Annotated in this window: 14 protein-coding genes; 7 read left to right on the top strand and 7 right to left on the bottom strand. The window is 67.3% G+C overall.

The window, feature by feature from the left end; all coding sequences use genetic code 11:
• The first annotated feature begins 54 nt into the window (after positions 1 to 54).
• On the top strand, positions 55 to 504 hold the full coding sequence (locus tag TQ29_RS06290) for a CreA family protein (protein WP_054538466.1): 450 nt from the start codon (positions 55 to 57) through the stop codon (positions 502 to 504).
• Positions 505 to 515: 11 nt separating this feature from the next.
• On the opposite strand, the gene TQ29_RS06285 is transcribed toward TQ29_RS06290, so the two are convergent.
• Positions 516 to 1,739, bottom strand: coding sequence for a DegT/DnrJ/EryC1/StrS aminotransferase family protein (locus TQ29_RS06285; RefSeq protein ID WP_054538465.1), 1,224 nt, complete (start codon positions 1,737 to 1,739; stop codon positions 516 to 518).
• Positions 1,740 to 1,889: 150 nt separating this feature from the next.
• A complete protein-coding gene (locus tag TQ29_RS06280; RefSeq protein WP_054538464.1) occupies positions 1,890 to 2,558 on the bottom strand; it encodes an HAD-IA family hydrolase in 669 nt (222 codons plus the stop codon).
• 128 nt (positions 2,559 to 2,686) lie between these two features.
• On the opposite strand from TQ29_RS06280, the gene glmU reads away from it, so the two are divergent.
• The 5 genes from glmU (at position 2,687) to moaA (ending at position 8,179) form a co-directional block, all read left to right on the top strand.
• Positions 2,687 to 4,039 (top strand): bifunctional UDP-N-acetylglucosamine diphosphorylase/glucosamine-1-phosphate N-acetyltransferase GlmU, encoded by a 1,353-nt coding sequence (gene glmU / locus TQ29_RS06275; protein WP_054538463.1) that lies wholly within the window; start codon positions 2,687 to 2,689, stop codon positions 4,037 to 4,039.
• 2 nt (positions 4,040 to 4,041) lie between these two features.
• Positions 4,042 to 5,865 carry a glutamine--fructose-6-phosphate transaminase (isomerizing) gene (glmS, locus tag TQ29_RS06270; protein ID WP_054538462.1) on the top strand — a complete coding sequence of 608 codons (1,824 nt, stop codon included), beginning with the start codon at positions 4,042 to 4,044 and terminating at the stop codon, positions 5,863 to 5,865.
• A gap of 4 nt (positions 5,866 to 5,869) precedes the next feature.
• On the top strand, positions 5,870 to 6,421 hold the full coding sequence (locus TQ29_RS06265; RefSeq protein WP_054538461.1) for a pyridoxamine 5'-phosphate oxidase family protein: 552 nt from the start codon (positions 5,870 to 5,872) through the stop codon (positions 6,419 to 6,421).
• A complete protein-coding gene (locus tag TQ29_RS06260) occupies positions 6,418 to 7,095 on the top strand; it encodes a DNA alkylation repair protein (RefSeq protein WP_054538460.1) in 678 nt (225 codons plus the stop codon). Before TQ29_RS06265 ends, TQ29_RS06260 begins: the two co-directional genes overlap by 4 nt.
• Positions 7,096 to 7,171: 76 nt before the next feature.
• On the top strand, positions 7,172 to 8,179 hold the full coding sequence (moaA, locus tag TQ29_RS06255; RefSeq protein WP_054538459.1) for a GTP 3',8-cyclase MoaA: 1,008 nt from the start codon (positions 7,172 to 7,174) through the stop codon (positions 8,177 to 8,179).
• 113 nt (positions 8,180 to 8,292) lie between these two features.
• Here the strand turns inward: moaA and TQ29_RS06250 are convergent, their stop codons facing one another.
• The 3 genes from TQ29_RS06250 to argE form a co-directional block, all read right to left on the bottom strand.
• Complete coding sequence (locus TQ29_RS06250) at positions 8,293 to 9,030, bottom strand: glutamine amidotransferase (protein ID WP_054540349.1); 738 nt, start codon at positions 9,028 to 9,030, stop codon at positions 8,293 to 8,295.
• Positions 9,031 to 9,107: 77 nt separating this feature from the next.
• Positions 9,108 to 10,274, bottom strand: coding sequence for a M20 aminoacylase family protein (locus TQ29_RS06245; RefSeq protein ID WP_054538458.1), 1,167 nt, complete (start codon positions 10,272 to 10,274; stop codon positions 9,108 to 9,110).
• Positions 10,275 to 10,278: 4 nt separating this feature from the next.
• Positions 10,279 to 11,451 (bottom strand): acetylornithine deacetylase, encoded by a 1,173-nt coding sequence (gene argE / locus TQ29_RS06240; RefSeq protein WP_054538457.1) that lies wholly within the window; start codon positions 11,449 to 11,451, stop codon positions 10,279 to 10,281.
• Positions 11,452 to 11,754: 303 nt separating this feature from the next.
• Between argE and TQ29_RS06230 the strand changes: the two genes are divergently transcribed.
• Positions 11,755 to 12,831 carry a YeeE/YedE family protein gene (locus TQ29_RS06230; RefSeq protein ID WP_037208326.1) on the top strand — a complete coding sequence of 359 codons (1,077 nt, stop codon included), beginning with the start codon at positions 11,755 to 11,757 and terminating at the stop codon, positions 12,829 to 12,831.
• On the opposite strand, the gene TQ29_RS06225 is transcribed toward TQ29_RS06230, so the two are convergent.
• Both TQ29_RS06225 and TQ29_RS06220 read right to left on the bottom strand, forming a co-directional pair.
• Positions 12,767 to 14,050, bottom strand: a complete 1,284-nt coding sequence (locus TQ29_RS06225) for a DUF3422 family protein (RefSeq protein WP_054538455.1) — start codon at positions 14,048 to 14,050, stop codon at positions 12,767 to 12,769. The two genes, TQ29_RS06230 and TQ29_RS06225, sit on opposite strands and share 65 nt — an antisense overlap.
• 112 nt (positions 14,051 to 14,162) lie before the next feature.
• Positions 14,163 to 15,380, bottom strand: a complete 1,218-nt coding sequence (locus tag TQ29_RS06220) for an MFS transporter (protein WP_054538454.1) — start codon at positions 15,378 to 15,380, stop codon at positions 14,163 to 14,165.
• Positions 15,381 to 15,429: the final 49 nt, after the last annotated feature.

The raw sequence follows: 15,429 nt of genomic DNA, 5'->3' as shown, positions 1-15,429 counted from the left end.
CATTACAGTGGTGACACCGTCGCAACAGAGGCACAGCGGATCATGATCAGACAAATGCTTGCAACATGCGCCGCGGGCCTTGCGCTTGCGCTGCCCGCCGGGGCCGAAGAGGTTGGCAAGGTCGGGGTCGACTGGGTCGGCAATGACATCGTGATCGAGGCGATCGCCGATCCCAAGGTCGCGGGCGTGACCTGCCACATCGCCTATTTCGACCGGTCGGTGCTGGACCGTCTGGCCCAGGGCAACTGGTTCGAGGATCCGTCGAACGCGTCTATCGCCTGCCGCCAGACCGGGCCGATCACCATCGGCGACATCGACCGCAGCGCCCGCGGCGAAGACGTGTTTCAGGAGCGCCGCTCGATCATCCTGAAGTCGCTGCGCGTCAAACGGATATTCGATGCCGAAAACCAGACGCTGATCTATCTGGCCCATGCCCGCGAACTGACCGAGGGCTCGGCCAAGATGTCGATCTCGACGGTGCCGCTCTACCGCCCCGGCGACTGAACGGCGCCGGTTTATCCGGTCGCGGCGCCGCTGCCCTCCTCGGCCTGCCACAGGGCCGAAACCTCGGCCCGGATGATCCGCGCGATCAACTCGCAATCGGCGGTGGAAAAGGTCAGCGGCAGGCGCATGTCGATCAGCCCGGCCAGCACCGCGTCGGTCTGCGGCAGGGCCGGCGTGGCGGCATAGCGCCAGTGATCATAGCGCGAGGTGAAGGCCACGGGCTCCTGCGCGCCGAACCATTTCAGCTCGACCCCGCGCGCGGCGCAGCGGCGCAGCACCTCCTGCAGCTTCGCCGTGACCCATCCCTTGAGCAGGAACTGGAACGAAGACCCTACGAAGCGCTCCGCCGCCGGGCGACGGAACAGGGTCAGGCCGGGCGTGTTCTCCAGCCCCGCCTCGACCGCCCGGTAAAGCCGGTTCCATTTCTCGCATTGCCCGCGCAGCGCGCGCAGCTGCGGGCGCAGGATCGCGGCGCGCAGATTGTCCATGCGACCCGAGATATTCGGGGTGTCGAATTTCACGCGCTCGAACACCTCGGCAGGCGGCGCGGCGCGGTGGCGATCATAGAGCATGTAGGACCCCGACAGAAAAATGGCCCGCGCCATCACCTCGGGATCGTCGGAAATCAGCAGCCCGCCCTCGCCGGAATTCATGTGCTTGTAGGTCTGGGTCGAATAACAGCCGACCCGCCCGTGCCGCCCCGAGGGCACGCCGTTCCACGCCGCCCCCATCGTATGCGCGCAATCCTCGATCACGGTCACACCGGCCCGGTCGCACAGCACCATCAGCCGGTCCATGTCGCAGATATGGCCGCGCATGTGGCTGAGCAGCAGGGTACGCGCGCCGGTGGCCGCGATCTGCCGTTCCAGATCGTCCAGATCAATGGTCAGATCCTGCGTCACCTCAACGAACACCGGAACGGCGCCAAGTCCGACAATCGCGCCGGGCACCGGGGCCAGGGTAAAGGCGTTGGTCAGCACCTTGTCGCCCGGCGCCACGCCCACCGCCCGCATCGCGCATCCCAGCGCATAACCGCCCGAGGCCACGGCCAGGCAGTATTTCGCGCCGGTGAAGGCAGCGAATTCCTGCTCCAGCTCGGCAACCTCGCCCACCTCACCCTCGACAAGGTTGTAACGGTGCAGCCGGCCATGGCGCATTGCCTTTACCGCCGCCGCGATGCCCTCTTCCGGGATCGGCTCCTGCTGGGTGAAGCTGCCTGTGAAAACCTCTTTCATCAGGTCACATTGCGGGGCGGACAGGGCCAGGTCAATCGCCCGTGGGGCCGCCGCGCCGTTTATTGATCAGCGACAAAACCGCCCAGCCGGGGCCGCTGCCCCAAGCGGCGAAAACAATTCCCGCCACTCTCCTCAGGGGCGTTCCCGAGGTCATCCCGGAAGCAGCCGCGCCGCAACGTCGAACAGCGAATCGAAATCGTCCAGCAGCGCCTCGGGCTTCAGTGCCGCCACCGCACCGCCCTCGGGCCCGAAGGTGACAAGGGCGCAAGGCACCCCGGCCGCGCGCGCGGTTTCGCGGTCGGTCACCGTATCGCCGACCAGCATCGCCCGCGTCAAACTGCCGCCCGCCCGTTCCACAGCCGCGCGCAGCGGCGCCGGGTCCGGCTTGCGCACCGGCAGCGTATCGGCCCCGATCAGCGAGGCAAACCTGTCGCGGATCCCCAGCCGCGCCAGAAGCGTTTCGGCCAGCCCCTCGGGCTTGTTGGTGCAGATTCCCACCGCAAAACCGGCATCGCACAGCCGCTCGACAGCCTCCAGCGCGCCGGGATAGAGCGCGGTGAAAACGTCAATCTGCCGCGCGTAGGCATCCAGCAACAGGGGGAATTGCGCGTCGATATCCGCCTCGGCCCAGCCGGGCCGCGCCCGCTCGAACCCCAGCCGCAGCATCGCCCGCCCGCCCCGGAACGCGGTGGCCTGATCGGCCGACGGATCCAGTGGCGCGCCAAGGCCGAGCCCGCCGAAACACGCATTGGCCGCCGCGATCAGATCGCCGCTGGTATCGGCAAGCGTGCCGTCCAGATCGAAGATGACCGTGCGCATGTCGCCCCCTTTCGGCACCTTATCGCCGAGGTCTGAAACCTTGCGAAACGCCTTTTGATAATGCCCGCTCTTGCGATCGGGCCCATCCCCGATAAAAGGAGCGTGAACGGAAGGAAAGAGCGGAATTCATGGCGACAGCGCTGATCATCCTGGCCGCAGGCCAGGGGACACGGATGAAGTCGGACCTTCCCAAGGTCCTGCACCCTATCGCCCATGCGCCGCTTCTGGTGCATGCGATGAAATCAGGCGCGGCGCTGGAGCCCGACCGCACCGTGATCGTCGCCGGGCACGGCGCCGAAGCGGTCGAGGCCGCCGCCCGCGACCATGATCCCGACGTGATCGTCGTGCGCCAGGACGAACAGCTTGGCACCGGCCACGCCGTGGCGCAGGCGCGCGCGGCGCTGGAAGGGTTTGACGGCGATGTCATCGTCCTGTTCGGCGACACGCCGTTCATCCGCCCCGAAACGCTCGCCGCGATGGCCGCCGCGCGCGATGTGCATGACGTGGTCGTGCTGGGGTTCGAGGCCGCCGATCCGGGCCGCTACGGCCGCCTGGTGATGGCCGGCGACAGCCTGGAGCGGATCGTGGAATTCAAGGACGCCACCGCGGCGGAACGCGCCATCACCTTTTGCAACAGCGGCGTGATGGCGGCGCGGGCGGAGGTGATGTTCAGCCTGATCGACGCGCTGAGCGACGATAACGCGGCCGGCGAATATTACCTGACCGATATCGTGGCGCTGGCCCGCGCGCGCGGGCTGTCGGCCGGGGCGGTGGCCTGCGACGAATCCGAGACGCTGGGCGTGAACACCCGCGCCGATCTGGCCGCCGCCGGCGCCGCGTTTCAGGCCCGTGCCCGGGCCGGGGCGCTGGACGACGGGGTGACGCTGGCCGCGCCGGAAACCGTGTTCTTCGCCCATGACACGGTGATCGGCCGCGATGCGGTGATCGAGCCCAATGTGGTGTTCGGCCCCGGCGTGACGGTGGAATCCGGCGCCCTGATCCGCGCCTTTTCGCATCTGGAAGGCTGCCACGTGTCGCGCGGCGCGGTGGTCGGCCCCTATGCCCGGCTGCGCCCCGGCGCCGAACTGGCCGAGGATGTGCGCATCGGCAATTTCGTGGAGATCAAGAATGCGGTGATCGCCGAGGGCGCGAAGGTGAACCACCTGAGCTATATCGGCGATGCCTCGGTCGGGGCCGGTGCCAACATCGGCGCGGGCACGGTGACCTGCAATTACGACGGCGTGTTCAAACACCATACGGAAATCGGCGCGCGGGCCTTCATCGGCTCCGACACGATGCTGGTGGCGCCGGTGCGGGTGGGCGCCGGTGCGATGACGGCGTCAGGTTCCGTCATCACATCCGACGTGCCCGACGACGCGCTGGCGATTGGCCGCGCGCGCCAGGAGGTCAAACCGGGACTTTCGCGCAAATTGTTCGAAAAGTTGAAGGCTGCCAAGGCAAGACAGCAGAAAAGGGATTAAAAATGTGCGGTATTGTAGGGGTTCTCGGCAACCACGAAGTCGCGCCCATTATCGTCGAGGCCCTGAAACGGCTTGAATATCGCGGCTACGACAGCGCCGGAATCGCCACCGTGAACGACGGCGTGCTCGACCGGCGCCGGGCGGTGGGCAAGCTGGTCAACCTGTCGGACCTTCTGGTGCATGATCCGCTGCCGGGCAAGTCTGGCATCGGGCATACACGCTGGGCCACCCATGGCGCGCCGTCGGTCGGCAACGCGCATCCGCATAAATCGGGCCCCGTGGCCGTGGTGCATAACGGCATCATCGAGAACTTCCGCGAGCTGCGCGAAGAGCTGAAGGCCGCCGGCCTGAGCTTCGAATCCGAAACCGACACCGAAACCGTCGCCCTTCTGACGCGGTTCTACCTCGATCAGGGCCTGTCCCCGCGCGAGGCGACAGAACGCACCCTCGCGCGGCTCGAGGGCGCCTTTGCGCTGTGCTTTCTGTTCGACGGCGAAGACGATCTGATGATCGCCGCGCGCAAGGGCTCGCCGCTGGCGATCGGCCATGGCGACGGCGAGATGTTCGTGGGCTCCGACGCCATCGCGCTGGCCCCGCTGACCGACCGGATCACCTATCTGGCCGAAGGCGACCGCGCCATCCTGACCCGCGAGGGCGCCGTGATCATCGACGCCGAAGGGCGCCTGGCCAACCGCCCGGTCAAGACCATCCAGCTCGATGCGGCGCGGGTCGAAAAGGCCGGGCACAAGCATTTCATGGCCAAGGAGATCGCCGAACAGCCCGTGGTCCTGGGCGACGCCCTGCGCCACTACCTGTCGGCCGACGGGCGCGACGTGGACCTGCCCGACGGCGGCCTCGATTTCACCCGGTTCGAGCGGATCACCATGGTGGCCTGCGGCACGGCCTATCTGGCCTGCCTGACCGCGAAATACTGGTTCGAACAGCTTGCCGGCATCCCCGTCGATGTCGATGTGGCGTCGGAGTTCCGCTATCGCGAACCGCCGGTACCGGCCGGCACGCTCGCGCTGTTCGTCAGCCAGTCCGGCGAAACCGCCGACACGCTGGCGGCGCTGCGCTATGTGTCAGGCAAGGCCGAACAGATCGTGGCGGTGGTGAACGTGCCCGAAAGCTCCATCGCGCGGGAAAGCGACCTTGCGTTGCCAACGCTGGCCGGGGTGGAAATCGGCGTGGCCTCGACCAAGGCCTTCACCTGCCAGCTGACGGTTCTGGCGCTGCTGGCCCTGAAGGCTGCGGCGGCCCGGGGCCGGCTGGACGCCGACACGCTGGCCGCGCATCTGGCCGGGCTGCGCAACCTGCCCGGCCTGATGAACATCGCACTGGGGATGGGCGCCGACATCAAGGCGGTTGCCCGCAAGCTGGCCGAGGCGCGCGACGTGCTGTTCCTTGGTCGCGGCGCGATGTTCCCGCTGGCGCTCGAGGGCGCATTGAAACTCAAGGAAATCAGCTACATCCACGCCGAAGGCTATGCGTCGGGAGAGCTGAAACACGGCCCCATCGCGCTGGTCGACAAGCATGTGCCGGTGATCGTCATGGCCCCGCATGACCGGCTGTTCGACAAGACCGTGTCGAACATGCAGGAGGTGATGGCCCGCGGCGGCAAGGTGGTGCTGATCACCGATCCCAAAGGCGCGGCCAAGGCGGGTGACGGCGCCTGGAAAAGCATCGTCCTGCCCGAAGCGCCCGACCTGCTGGCGCCCATCCTCTATGCCCTGCCGGCGCAGCTTCTGGCCTATCACACCGCCGTGGCCAAGGGCACGGACGTGGATCAGCCGCGCAACCTGGCGAAATCCGTAACGGTGGAGTAGGCCGGTGGCAAGGCAGTTCGACGGAATCGAGCCCCCGCACCGCGCCTTCATCGAGGCGCAGCACATGTTCTTCGTCGGCTCCGCCGCGCCCGAGGGCCGGGTCAATATCTCGCCCAAGGGGATGGACAGCCTGCGGGTGCTTGGCCCCGACCGCATCATCTGGCTGAACCTGACAGGCAGCGGCAATGAAACCGCCGGGCACCTGCATCAGGCTGACAGGATGACGCTGATGTGGTGTTCCTTCACCACCCGCCCGCTGATCCTGCGCGCCTATGGCACGGCGCGCGCCCTGCACCCGCGTGATGCGGATTGGGCCGGGCTGATCGGGCTGTTCCCGCCCCATCCCGGGGCGCGGCAGATCTACGATATGCGGGTCGGAATGGTGCAAACCTCCTGCGGCTATGCGGTGCCCTTCTTCGATCACGCGGGCCCGCGCGACACGCTGGCGAAATGGGCGGAGGGCAAAGGGCCGAAGGGCATCCATGCCCATTGGGAAGAAAAGAACCAGACCACGATCGACGGCGCACCAACCGGAATTCTGGACCCGCAAGCATGACGCTGGACGACGCGCTCGATGCGCTGAAGGCCCATGCCGTGCCCGGCCGCGCCGAAGGCTCGGCCCGCTACCACAAGGTGCCGCGCGCCTATCTGGGGGTGACCAACCCGGCGATCAACGACCTGACGAAAGCCTGGCGCCGCGCGCTGAGCGTCGACGAGCGCGTGGCGCTGGCCCGCGCCCTGTGGGGCACCGACATCTTCGAGGCCCGGCTGGCGGCGGCGAAACTGCTGACCCAGGCGCGCATCCGCCCCGACGGCGCGGTCTGGGATCTGATCAGATCCTGGGTGCCGGATTTCGACAGCTGGGCGATTGCCGACCACGCCTGCATGGCGGGCCAGAAACGCCTTGTCGCCGATCCGTCGCGGCTGGACGAGGTCGAACCGTGGTCCCGCTCCGATCACATGTGGACCCGCCGCGCGGCGCTGGTGATCACCCTGCCCTGGACCCGGCAAAACCACCCCAAGCCGCGGGATCTGGAAATCCGGGACCGGGTGCTGACCTGGGCCGCCGCCTATGCGGACGACCCGGAATGGTTCATCCAGAAGGCCGTGGCCTGGTGGCTGCGCGACCTGTCGAAACACGACCCCGACCGGGCGCGCGCCTTCCTGCAGGCCCATGCCGACAGGATGAAACCCTTCGCGCGCAAGGAAGCGGGGAAATATCTGCCCTGACCCGCCGCAAACGCGCAGGGCACACCGCGCGGAATGCCGCTTGCCCTGATCCCCCGGCAGACGTAAGTTGCCCCGCATGACCCCGCAGTTGATCGACCCTTTCGCCCGCGCCGTCACCTATCTGCGCGTCTCGGTCACCGACCGATGCGATTTCCGCTGCGTCTACTGCATGTCCGAAAACATGACCTTCCTGCCCAAGAAAGAGCTTCTGACGCTGGAAGAGCTCGACCGCATGTGTTCCACCTTCATTGGGCTCGGCGTCGAAAAACTGCGCATCACGGGGGGCGAACCGCTGGTGCGCAAGGGCATCATGACCTTCTTCCGCGCGATGACCCGGCATCTGGAGTCAGGCGCGCTGCAAGAGTTGACGCTGACAACCAACGGCTCACAACTCGAGCGTTTTGCCGATGATCTCTTCGCCGTCGGCATCCGCCGGGTGAATGTCTCGCTCGACACGCTGGACGAGGCGAAATTCGCCCGCATCACCCGCTGGGGCCGCCTGTCCCAGGTACTGCGCGGCATCGACGCGGCGCTGGCGGCAGGGCTGAAAATCAAGATCAACACGGTAGCGCTCAAGGGCTTCAACGAGGATGAACTGTTCCACCTGACCAGCTGGTGCGCGGAACGCGGCATGGACCTGACCTTCATCGAGGTCATGCCGATGGGCGATCTGGGCAATGAAGACCGGCTGGGCCAGTACTGGCCCCTGACCGACCTGCGCGCGCGGCTGGCCGGGGAATACACGGTGACAGACCTGGCAGAGCGCACCGGCGGCCCGGCGCGCTATGTCCGGCTGGAGGAGACCGGCCAGAAGATCGGCTTCATCACGCCGCTCAGCCATAATTTCTGCGAAAGCTGCAACCGGGTGCGGATGACCTGCACCGGCGCGCTCTACATGTGCCTCGGCCAGGAAGACATGGCCGACCTGCGCAATCCGCTGCGCGATCATCCGGACGAGGACGGGCCATTGATCGCGGCGATACACGCGGCCATCGGGATGAAACCCGAAGGCCACGATTTTGACTACTCCCGCCAGAAAGCTGACGGCCAGGTCTCACGCCATATGAGCCACACCGGCGGCTGACAGTCCTTCCCTTCATCTTTCCGGAAAATATCCCCGCCGGAGGCATGGAATCTTTTGGGCACGCCAAAGGTTTTCTTGCCTCCGGCGGGGATATTTTCAGAAAGATGAAGCCATCAACGCTGATATGTCTTCACGAAGTTCCGCAGGATGCGTTCGGGCATCTGCACGTCTGCGGCATGGCACATCGCGATCAGGCTGTCGGCCTCTTCGGGCGCGAAATACCCCTTGTTGCGATAGATGCGTATACGCAGCGCGAAACCTTCGCTGTCGGCCTCGGGGTGGAATTGGGTGGCATAGACGTTCCGGCCGAAACGGATCATCTGATAGGGGCAGGTCGGGGAGGACAGAAGATGCGCGCAACCCGTAGGCAGGGTTTGCAGCGCCTCTTTATGGCCGACGAATGCATCGAACCGGTCGGGCAGCCCCTGCAGAAGCGGGTCGGCGGCGCCCTCCGCCGTCTGGCGGCAGTCGGCGGTGCCCACCGGTTCGCTGAACCTCTCCTTGGTGACGGCGGCGCCCAGGTGGTGCCCAAGCACGCCGATGCCGTAGCAGCAGCCCATCAACGGGAAATCGGCGGCGGTGATCGCCGGCATCAGGCCCAGAACCGCCTCTTCGATCCGCTTTTCCACCGGCGACTTCTTTTCCGGCGGGTCGGAGACGCAGCCGGGCCCGCCGCCGATGATGACACCGGAGTAATCCTCGAGATGCAGGTCCTTCGGGATCGGGTCGCGGTCCAGCAGGATGCGGCGGGTCCGGGCGGCGGTCAGCCCGCCCTTGCGCAGGAGCGCGGCATATTCGTCGTCCGAGGCTTCGGCTTCGGGGCGCAGTTGCAGGATCAGGAACGGTTTCATCGGCGGGCCGGGCTGGTTGCGGACCCGGGTCTGGTGCCCGATCGCCGGGGCGGCGTCAATGCGGCGGCGCGGCGCGGTCAGGCCGCGGGCATCCGGCTTTCGACGATTTCGGCCCACCAGGAGCAGCCGGCCGGGATGGCGTCATCGTTGAAGTTGTAGTCGGGCGTGTGCCAGGCCGGCCCATCACCGATGCCCATGAAGATATAGGCGCCGGGGCGTTCGTTCAGCATGAAGCTGAAATCCTCGGCCCCCATGACCGGGGCGATGTCATCCTCGACCAGGCCGGCCACCTTGCGGGCGGCCTCGGCGGCGAAGGCCGTCTGATCGCGCGCGTTGACGGTGACGGGGTAGCCGCGGGAAAAGGCGACCTCGGCGGTCGCGCCGAAGGTCGCGGCGGTGCCGGTGGCGACCTGCTTGAGCCGCTCTTCGACGAAATCCTGCACCTTTGGGTCCAGTGTGCGCACGGTTCCGCACAGGTTCACCACCTGCGGGATCACGTTATGCGCGGTGCTGTCGGTGCGGATGGTACAGACCGACACGACCGCCTGTTGCAGCGGATCGACATTGCGCGACACGATGGATTGCAGCGCGATCACGATGTGGCTGGCCACCAGCGCGGTGTCGATACAGTCATGCGGCCGCGCGGCATGGCCGCCCTTGCCGGTCACGGTGATTTCGAACTCATCGGCGGCGGCCATCATCGGGCCGGGCCGGATGGCGAACTGGCCGGTGGGAAAGCCCGGCAGGTTGTGCATGCCGTAAACCTCCTGGATGCCGAACCGTTCCATCAGCCCGTCTTTCACCATCGCGCGGCCGCCGCCGCCGCCCTCTTCTGCGGGCTGGAAGATGACCACGGCGGTGCCATCGAAATTGCGGGTTTCGGCCAGGTAGCTTGCCGCCCCAAGCAGCATGGCGCTGTGCCCGTCATGGCCGCAGGCATGCATCCGCCCCGGTGTTTTCGAGGCATAGGCCACCCCGGTTTGCTCATGGATGGGCAGCGCATCCATATCGGCGCGCAGGCCCACGACCCGGCCCGTGGTATCGGCCCGGCCCCGGATCACGCCGACCACGCCGGTGCGGCCGATCCCCTCGACCACCTGATCGCATCCAAATCCGCGCAGCAGCTCCGCGATGCGGGCGGCGGTGCGGTGGGTGTCATAATCCAGTTCGGGATGGGCGTGGAAATCGTGGCGCCAGGCGGTGATATCACCGTGCAGTTCGGCAAAGCGGTTCTTGACGGGCATGGGGCTATTCCTTGAGCTGGTCGATCAGGCGCGACATGAAACGCTCGCCCGCGACGAACTGTTCGATGGTGATGTATTCGTCCGGCTGGTGGGCCTGTTCGATGCTGCCGGGGCCGCAGACCACCGCCGAATAGCCGCGTTCCTGAAACTGGCCCGCCTCTGTGCCGTAGCTGACCACATGGGTGGCATTGTCGCCCGTCAGGCCGCGGGCGATGGCTTCGGCCTCTCCCTTCGGCTCGGGGCGCAGGGGGGGTACGTGGAAATACTGCTTCACCTCGATACCGGCGCCGGGGTGGATCGCCTTCATGTCCGCCTCCACCCGGCGGACCTCCTGCAGAAAGGCGCTGTGCCAGTCGGCCAGGCTCTCGCCCGGCACGCAGCGGAAATCGAGGCCGAAGCGGCAATCGGCGGCGGTGATATTGTGCGCGGTACCGCCCGAGATGGTGCCGACATGGATCGTGGTGAAGGGCGGCTCGTACACCGCATCCTCCGGCGCGGGCGGGCGGGCGCGGTTTTCGGCGTTGCGGCGATTGGCCCAGTCGATCAGCCGGGCCCCTTCCATGATCGCGCTGACGCCCCGGTGCATGAGCGAGGAATGCACCTCGTGCCCGCGCAGATGCGTGGCGAACCCGGCGCCCCCCTTGTGGCCGGTGACCACCTTCATCCCCGAGGGCTCGCCGATGATCGCGGCGGAGGCGCGCGGCAGGTCGGCGTTGGCAACCATATGATCGATCATTTGCGGCGCGCCGATACAGCCCAGCTCTTCGTCATGCGACAGGGCGATCTGCAGCGGGCGGTGCACGCCTTCGGCCTGCGCGCGCACCAGCGCCCAGAGCGCCAGCGCGTCAAACCCCTTCATGTCGCAGGTGCCGCGGCCGTGGTATTTTCCGTTACGCTCGGTCACCGTCCATGGGTCGCTCGCCCAGTCCTGCCCGTCGACCGGCACAACGTCGGTATGGCCCGACAGCACGATGCCCCCGGCCCGCGCCGGGCCGACATGGGCATAGAGGCTGGCCTTGCGCGCATCCTGCGCGTCGGGCACGCGGGTGCTGGCGATGCCGAAGCCCGACAGGTAATCCTCGACCCAGTCGACCAGCGCAAGATTGCCGTCCCGGCTGACCGTCGGGAATGACACAAGTTTTTCAAGCAGTTGTCGCGGCGTCAACGGGCGGCCCATCGGGTGCTCCCTGCGTTTCCCTGAGCGTCAGGGTGATGCCCCGCGCCGGCAAGGTCAAGCCACCAGAGGCGCGGTTGCCCCGGCGTTTCGCCCAATCTGCGAATAAAAACACCCGCCCCCGGCAGGCGCGGCGGCGTGGCGGCGGGTTTGACGCCGGGCGCCTGCGCGGAACGCTGTTCCGGCCCTGCCCGCCGGCGCCGAAAATCTGTTCCGCCGCGCCGCCCTTGCCGAAGGGCCCTGCGGCTTGATCCGGGGCGCGGTTGCGGTCAGATCACACCCATTCACGTTTGCAAGGATGCGGATATGTTCGAAGACCTCGGGTTCGAAACCCTGACCGCGCCGCAGGCCGCCATCTGGTTCGGCCTGATCCTGGGCGCCGCCTTCGGCCTGCTGGCCGAGATCACCGGCTTTTGCTTTCGCCGCACCGTCTCGGGCCCGGTGGCGGAGCGCCGCCCGGCGCTTGGCCTGTGGCTGGTCGCCGTGGTGGCCGCGCTGATCGGCACCCAGGGGGCGGTGGCCGCCGGGCTGATTTCTTTCGAAGAGCACCGGTTCTTCGCCGCCGATCTGCCGGTGCTGGCGATCATCGCGGGCGGGCTGTTGTTCGGCGCCGGAATGGTGCTGACACGCGGCTGCGTCTCGCGCCTGACCGTTCTGACGGGCACCGGCAACCTGCGCGCGCTGCTGGTGCTGGTGGTCTTTGCCATCACCGCGCATGCCACGTTGAAAGGCGTACTGGCGCCGCTGCGCGTGGCGCTCGGGTCAGTCACGGTGCCGCTGCAAAGCGCCGGCCTGTCCGCCCTGCCCGGCGGGGCGTGGGTATGGACGGCGCTGCTGGCGCTTCCGGCGCTGGCCTATGCGGCACGCTCGGGCGTTTCGCCGCGCAAGGCGGCGCTGGCGGTGCCGCTCGGTCTGCTGGCGGCGATAGGCTGGGTCGGCACCGGCTTTGTGCTTTACGACGATTTCGACCCGATCGCGCTGGAATCGCTCTCCTTCACCTCGACCGCCGCCGACACGCTGTTCTGGGGCATCGCGGCCACGTCGATCCCGGCGCGGTTCGGCGTGGGGCTGATCGGCGGGGTGCTGGCCGGCGCGCTGGTGGCATCCCTGCTGGGCGGGCGCTTCCGCTGGCAAAGCTTCGAGAGCCCGGCGCAAACCGGGCGCTACATGGCCGGCGCGCTGCTGATGGGCGTGGGGGGTGTGCTGGCGGGCGGCTGCACCGTGGGCGCGGGCCTGTCGGGCATCCCGACGCTCAGCTTTGCCGCGCTTCTGGCGGTGCTGGCCATCGCGGCGGGCGGCGTGATCGCCGACCGCGCGCTTACTCCATCTCGTGCCGGATCCGGCGGATCATCAGCCACACCCCCAGCACGACAAGCGGCGTGAGCATCGCGGTCAGCATCCCCTTGCTCAGCCCCAGCGGCTCGGCAAGGGGATAGGCCATGTACGAGGCCAGGCTGACCGCATAATAGCTGATCGCGACGACGGACAGCCCCTCGACCGTCTTTTGCAGGCGAAGCTGCAGATCAGCGCGCCGGTCCATGCTTTCGAGCAGCTTCTGGTTCTGGGCGGAACGATCCACATCCACCTGGGTGCGCAACAACTCGCCCGCCCGGATCGCGCGTTCCGTCATCTCATGCAGCCGCCGTTCGGTGGATTTGACCGTGCGCATCGCCGGGTCGAACCGGCGCATCATGAATTCGCGGAAGGTCTGGCGCCCCTCGAACCGCGATTCGCGCATCACCTCGATCCGCTGATGCACGATCGCCTCATAGGCGGCGGTGGCACCGAAGCGGAACTGCGACTGGGCGGTCATGTTCTCCAGCTCGGCAGAGATCGCCAGAAGCGCGTGCAGCGTTTCCTCGGGCGTATGGTCGCCGGTTTTGAGATCGCCGACCAGCGTCACCAGCTTCGGGTCGATCGCGCCCATCTGCGCCGAAAGTTCGCGCGCGCGGGGCAGGCCCAACATCGACATCGCCTTGTAGGTCTCGATCTCGGTCAGGCGCTGCACGATGCGGCCAACGCGCCGCGCGCCCGTCTCGGGGCGCACGAACAGGGCAAAGCGCATGTGCCCGGCGCTGTCGATGCGAAAATCCGAGGCCATGACCGCGCTGTCATCCAGCACCCCCGAACAGGCCAGGCTTTCGGGCACGAACCAGTCGCCCAGACGGCGCACGATGCTTTCGTCGGGCTCGCGCAACTGCTCCATCCGGATCAGCGCAGAGGTGATGCGCAGGCCCGGCGCGGTGGCCAGCCAATCGTCGGGGAAAACCTCGAACGCGCTCGGATCGAACGGGCGGTCGGCAACGCCATCGGTGAAGATCGTGTAGGTCACGAATTCCGTATGGCTTTCCCATTTCAGCTTGTGCCGCCCGATATCGCCGAAGAAATGGGTGGCGTCGGGCTGCGGATGCTGGGCGCCGAACCGGTCGAGCAGGTCGAGCAGATGCGCGCGGTCTGCGCCCCGGTCGCGGTTGGCGGCGTCATGGGGGCGCTTTATCGCCAGATAGGCGGCGTGGCACGGCGTTTCCAGCGCCGGGAACGGGCGCGCGTGCAGCTCGTTGGCCATCATGTAGCGCAGCGGGTGGTCTTCGATCGGGCTCATGCCGGTGCCTTCTGAAACGTCCCCAGACCCTACCCGGAAACGCGCCCGTGTAAACATAAACATTCAACAAAAACCATATGTTGAACGCATACAATGGCACACTGCGGCGGGATCAGCCGGATTTGGGCGGAGCCTTCTCGCGCCGTGTACGCGCGATCAGCATGAACCCGGCAAGGCCCAGAAACGCCAGCCCGGCGCTGGCCCAGAAGGTCGCCGCCGGGCCGGGCCCGGCCCACAGAACGCCGGCCAGCAGGCTGGCCAGAAACAGCGCCACGCCGCTTGTCAGGTTGAAGACGCCGAAGGCGGTGGCGCGCAGCTCGACCGGGGCGCTGTCGGCCACCAGCGCCGACAACAGCCCCTGTGTCAGGCCCAGATGCAGCCCCCAAAGCGCCGCGCCGATGAAAACCGCCGCCACGCCCTGCGCCATGGCCAGCACCACATCCGATACCACCAGCGCCGCGAACCCCAGCATCAGCAGCCCGCGCTTGCCGATCCCGTCGGACAGCACCCCGACCGGATAGGCCGAGGCCGAGGAGACCAGATTGATGATCACCAGGATCATCGGCGCGAGGGCCAGGGCAAGCCCCTGCTCCTCGGCCCGCAGGATGATGAATGCCTCGGTGAACCGGGCCAGCGTCATCACCCCGCCCAACGCCACCACACCCCAGAACAGCGGCCCCATCCGCGACAGCATCTTGCGGTCGATCGGGGTGCGCACCGGGGCGGCGGCCGGGGCGCGCTCTGGCTCGCGCACGAAGGTAACGAGCAGGAAAACCGCGATGCAGCCGGGCACAAGCGCGACCCAGAACACCAGCCGGAAGTTATCGGAAAACAGCGCCATCAGCGCCATCGCCAGCAGCGGCCCGACAAAAGCGCCGATATTGTCGAGCGACTGGCGCAGGCCATAGGCCGCGCCGCGCTTGTCGGGCGGGGCCAGATCGCCGACCAGCGCATCGCGCGGCGCCCCGCGGATACCCTTGCCGATCCGGTCGGAAAACCGCGCGCCCAGCACCCAGCCCGCCGTGGGCGCCAGCGCGAAGATCGGCTTTGACAGGGTGCCCAGCCCGTAGCCCAGAATGGTCAGCGGCTTGCGCTTGCCCATCCTGTCGCTCAGCGCGCCGGAAAACAGCTTGGTGATATTGGCCGTGGCCTCGCCGATCCCCTCGATCAGGCCGACGGTCACGGTGCTGGCCCCAAGGACCGTCACCAGAAACACCGGCAGCAGCCCGTGGATCATCTCGGAGGAGATATCCATCAGCATGCTCACAAAGCCCAGCGCCCAGATACTGCGCGGAAGGCCGCGCCAGTTGCCCTTGTCACCGTCGGTCATGCTGCCCCCTTTGCGTTACGGCAAACGCTAGGCCCGCCGCGGCCACCGG

The organism is Actibacterium sp. EMB200-NS6 (genome assembly GCF_001305615.1).
Taxonomy (GTDB): domain Bacteria; phylum Pseudomonadota; class Alphaproteobacteria; order Rhodobacterales; family Rhodobacteraceae; genus Actibacterium_A; species Actibacterium_A naphthalenivorans.
The sequence above is the reverse complement of the archived record's forward strand: the minus strand, read 5'-3'. Positions and strand labels throughout refer to the sequence as shown.

Excerpts from the sequence above, each read along its gene's own strand:
- glmS (WP_054538462.1), top strand. The coding sequence starts at position 4,042 with ATGTGCGGTATTGTAGGGGTTCTCGGCAACCACGAAGTCGCGCCCATT.
- TQ29_RS06290 (WP_054538466.1), top strand. The coding sequence starts at position 55 with ATGCTTGCAACATGCGCCGCGGGCCTTGCGCTTGCGCTGCCCGCCGGG.
- argE (WP_054538457.1), bottom strand. The coding sequence starts at position 11,451 with ATGGGCCGCCCGTTGACGCCGCGACAACTGCTTGAAAAACTTGTGTCA.
- TQ29_RS06280 (WP_054538464.1), bottom strand. The coding sequence starts at position 2,558 with ATGCGCACGGTCATCTTCGATCTGGACGGCACGCTTGCCGATACCAGC.
- TQ29_RS06250 (WP_054540349.1), bottom strand. The coding sequence starts at position 9,030 with ATGAAACCGTTCCTGATCCTGCAACTGCGCCCCGAAGCCGAAGCCTCG.
- TQ29_RS06285 (WP_054538465.1), bottom strand. The coding sequence starts at position 1,739 with ATGAAAGAGGTTTTCACAGGCAGCTTCACCCAGCAGGAGCCGATCCCG.
- glmU (WP_054538463.1), top strand. The coding sequence starts at position 2,687 with ATGGCGACAGCGCTGATCATCCTGGCCGCAGGCCAGGGGACACGGATG.
- TQ29_RS06245 (WP_054538458.1), bottom strand. The coding sequence starts at position 10,274 with ATGCCCGTCAAGAACCGCTTTGCCGAACTGCACGGTGATATCACCGCC.
- TQ29_RS06225 (WP_054538455.1), bottom strand. The coding sequence starts at position 14,050 with ATGAGCCCGATCGAAGACCACCCGCTGCGCTACATGATGGCCAACGAG.
- moaA (WP_054538459.1), top strand. The coding sequence starts at position 7,172 with ATGACCCCGCAGTTGATCGACCCTTTCGCCCGCGCCGTCACCTATCTG.
- TQ29_RS06220 (WP_054538454.1), bottom strand. The coding sequence starts at position 15,380 with ATGACCGACGGTGACAAGGGCAACTGGCGCGGCCTTCCGCGCAGTATC.
- TQ29_RS06260 (WP_054538460.1), top strand. The coding sequence starts at position 6,418 with ATGACGCTGGACGACGCGCTCGATGCGCTGAAGGCCCATGCCGTGCCC.
- TQ29_RS06230 (WP_037208326.1), top strand. The coding sequence starts at position 11,755 with ATGTTCGAAGACCTCGGGTTCGAAACCCTGACCGCGCCGCAGGCCGCC.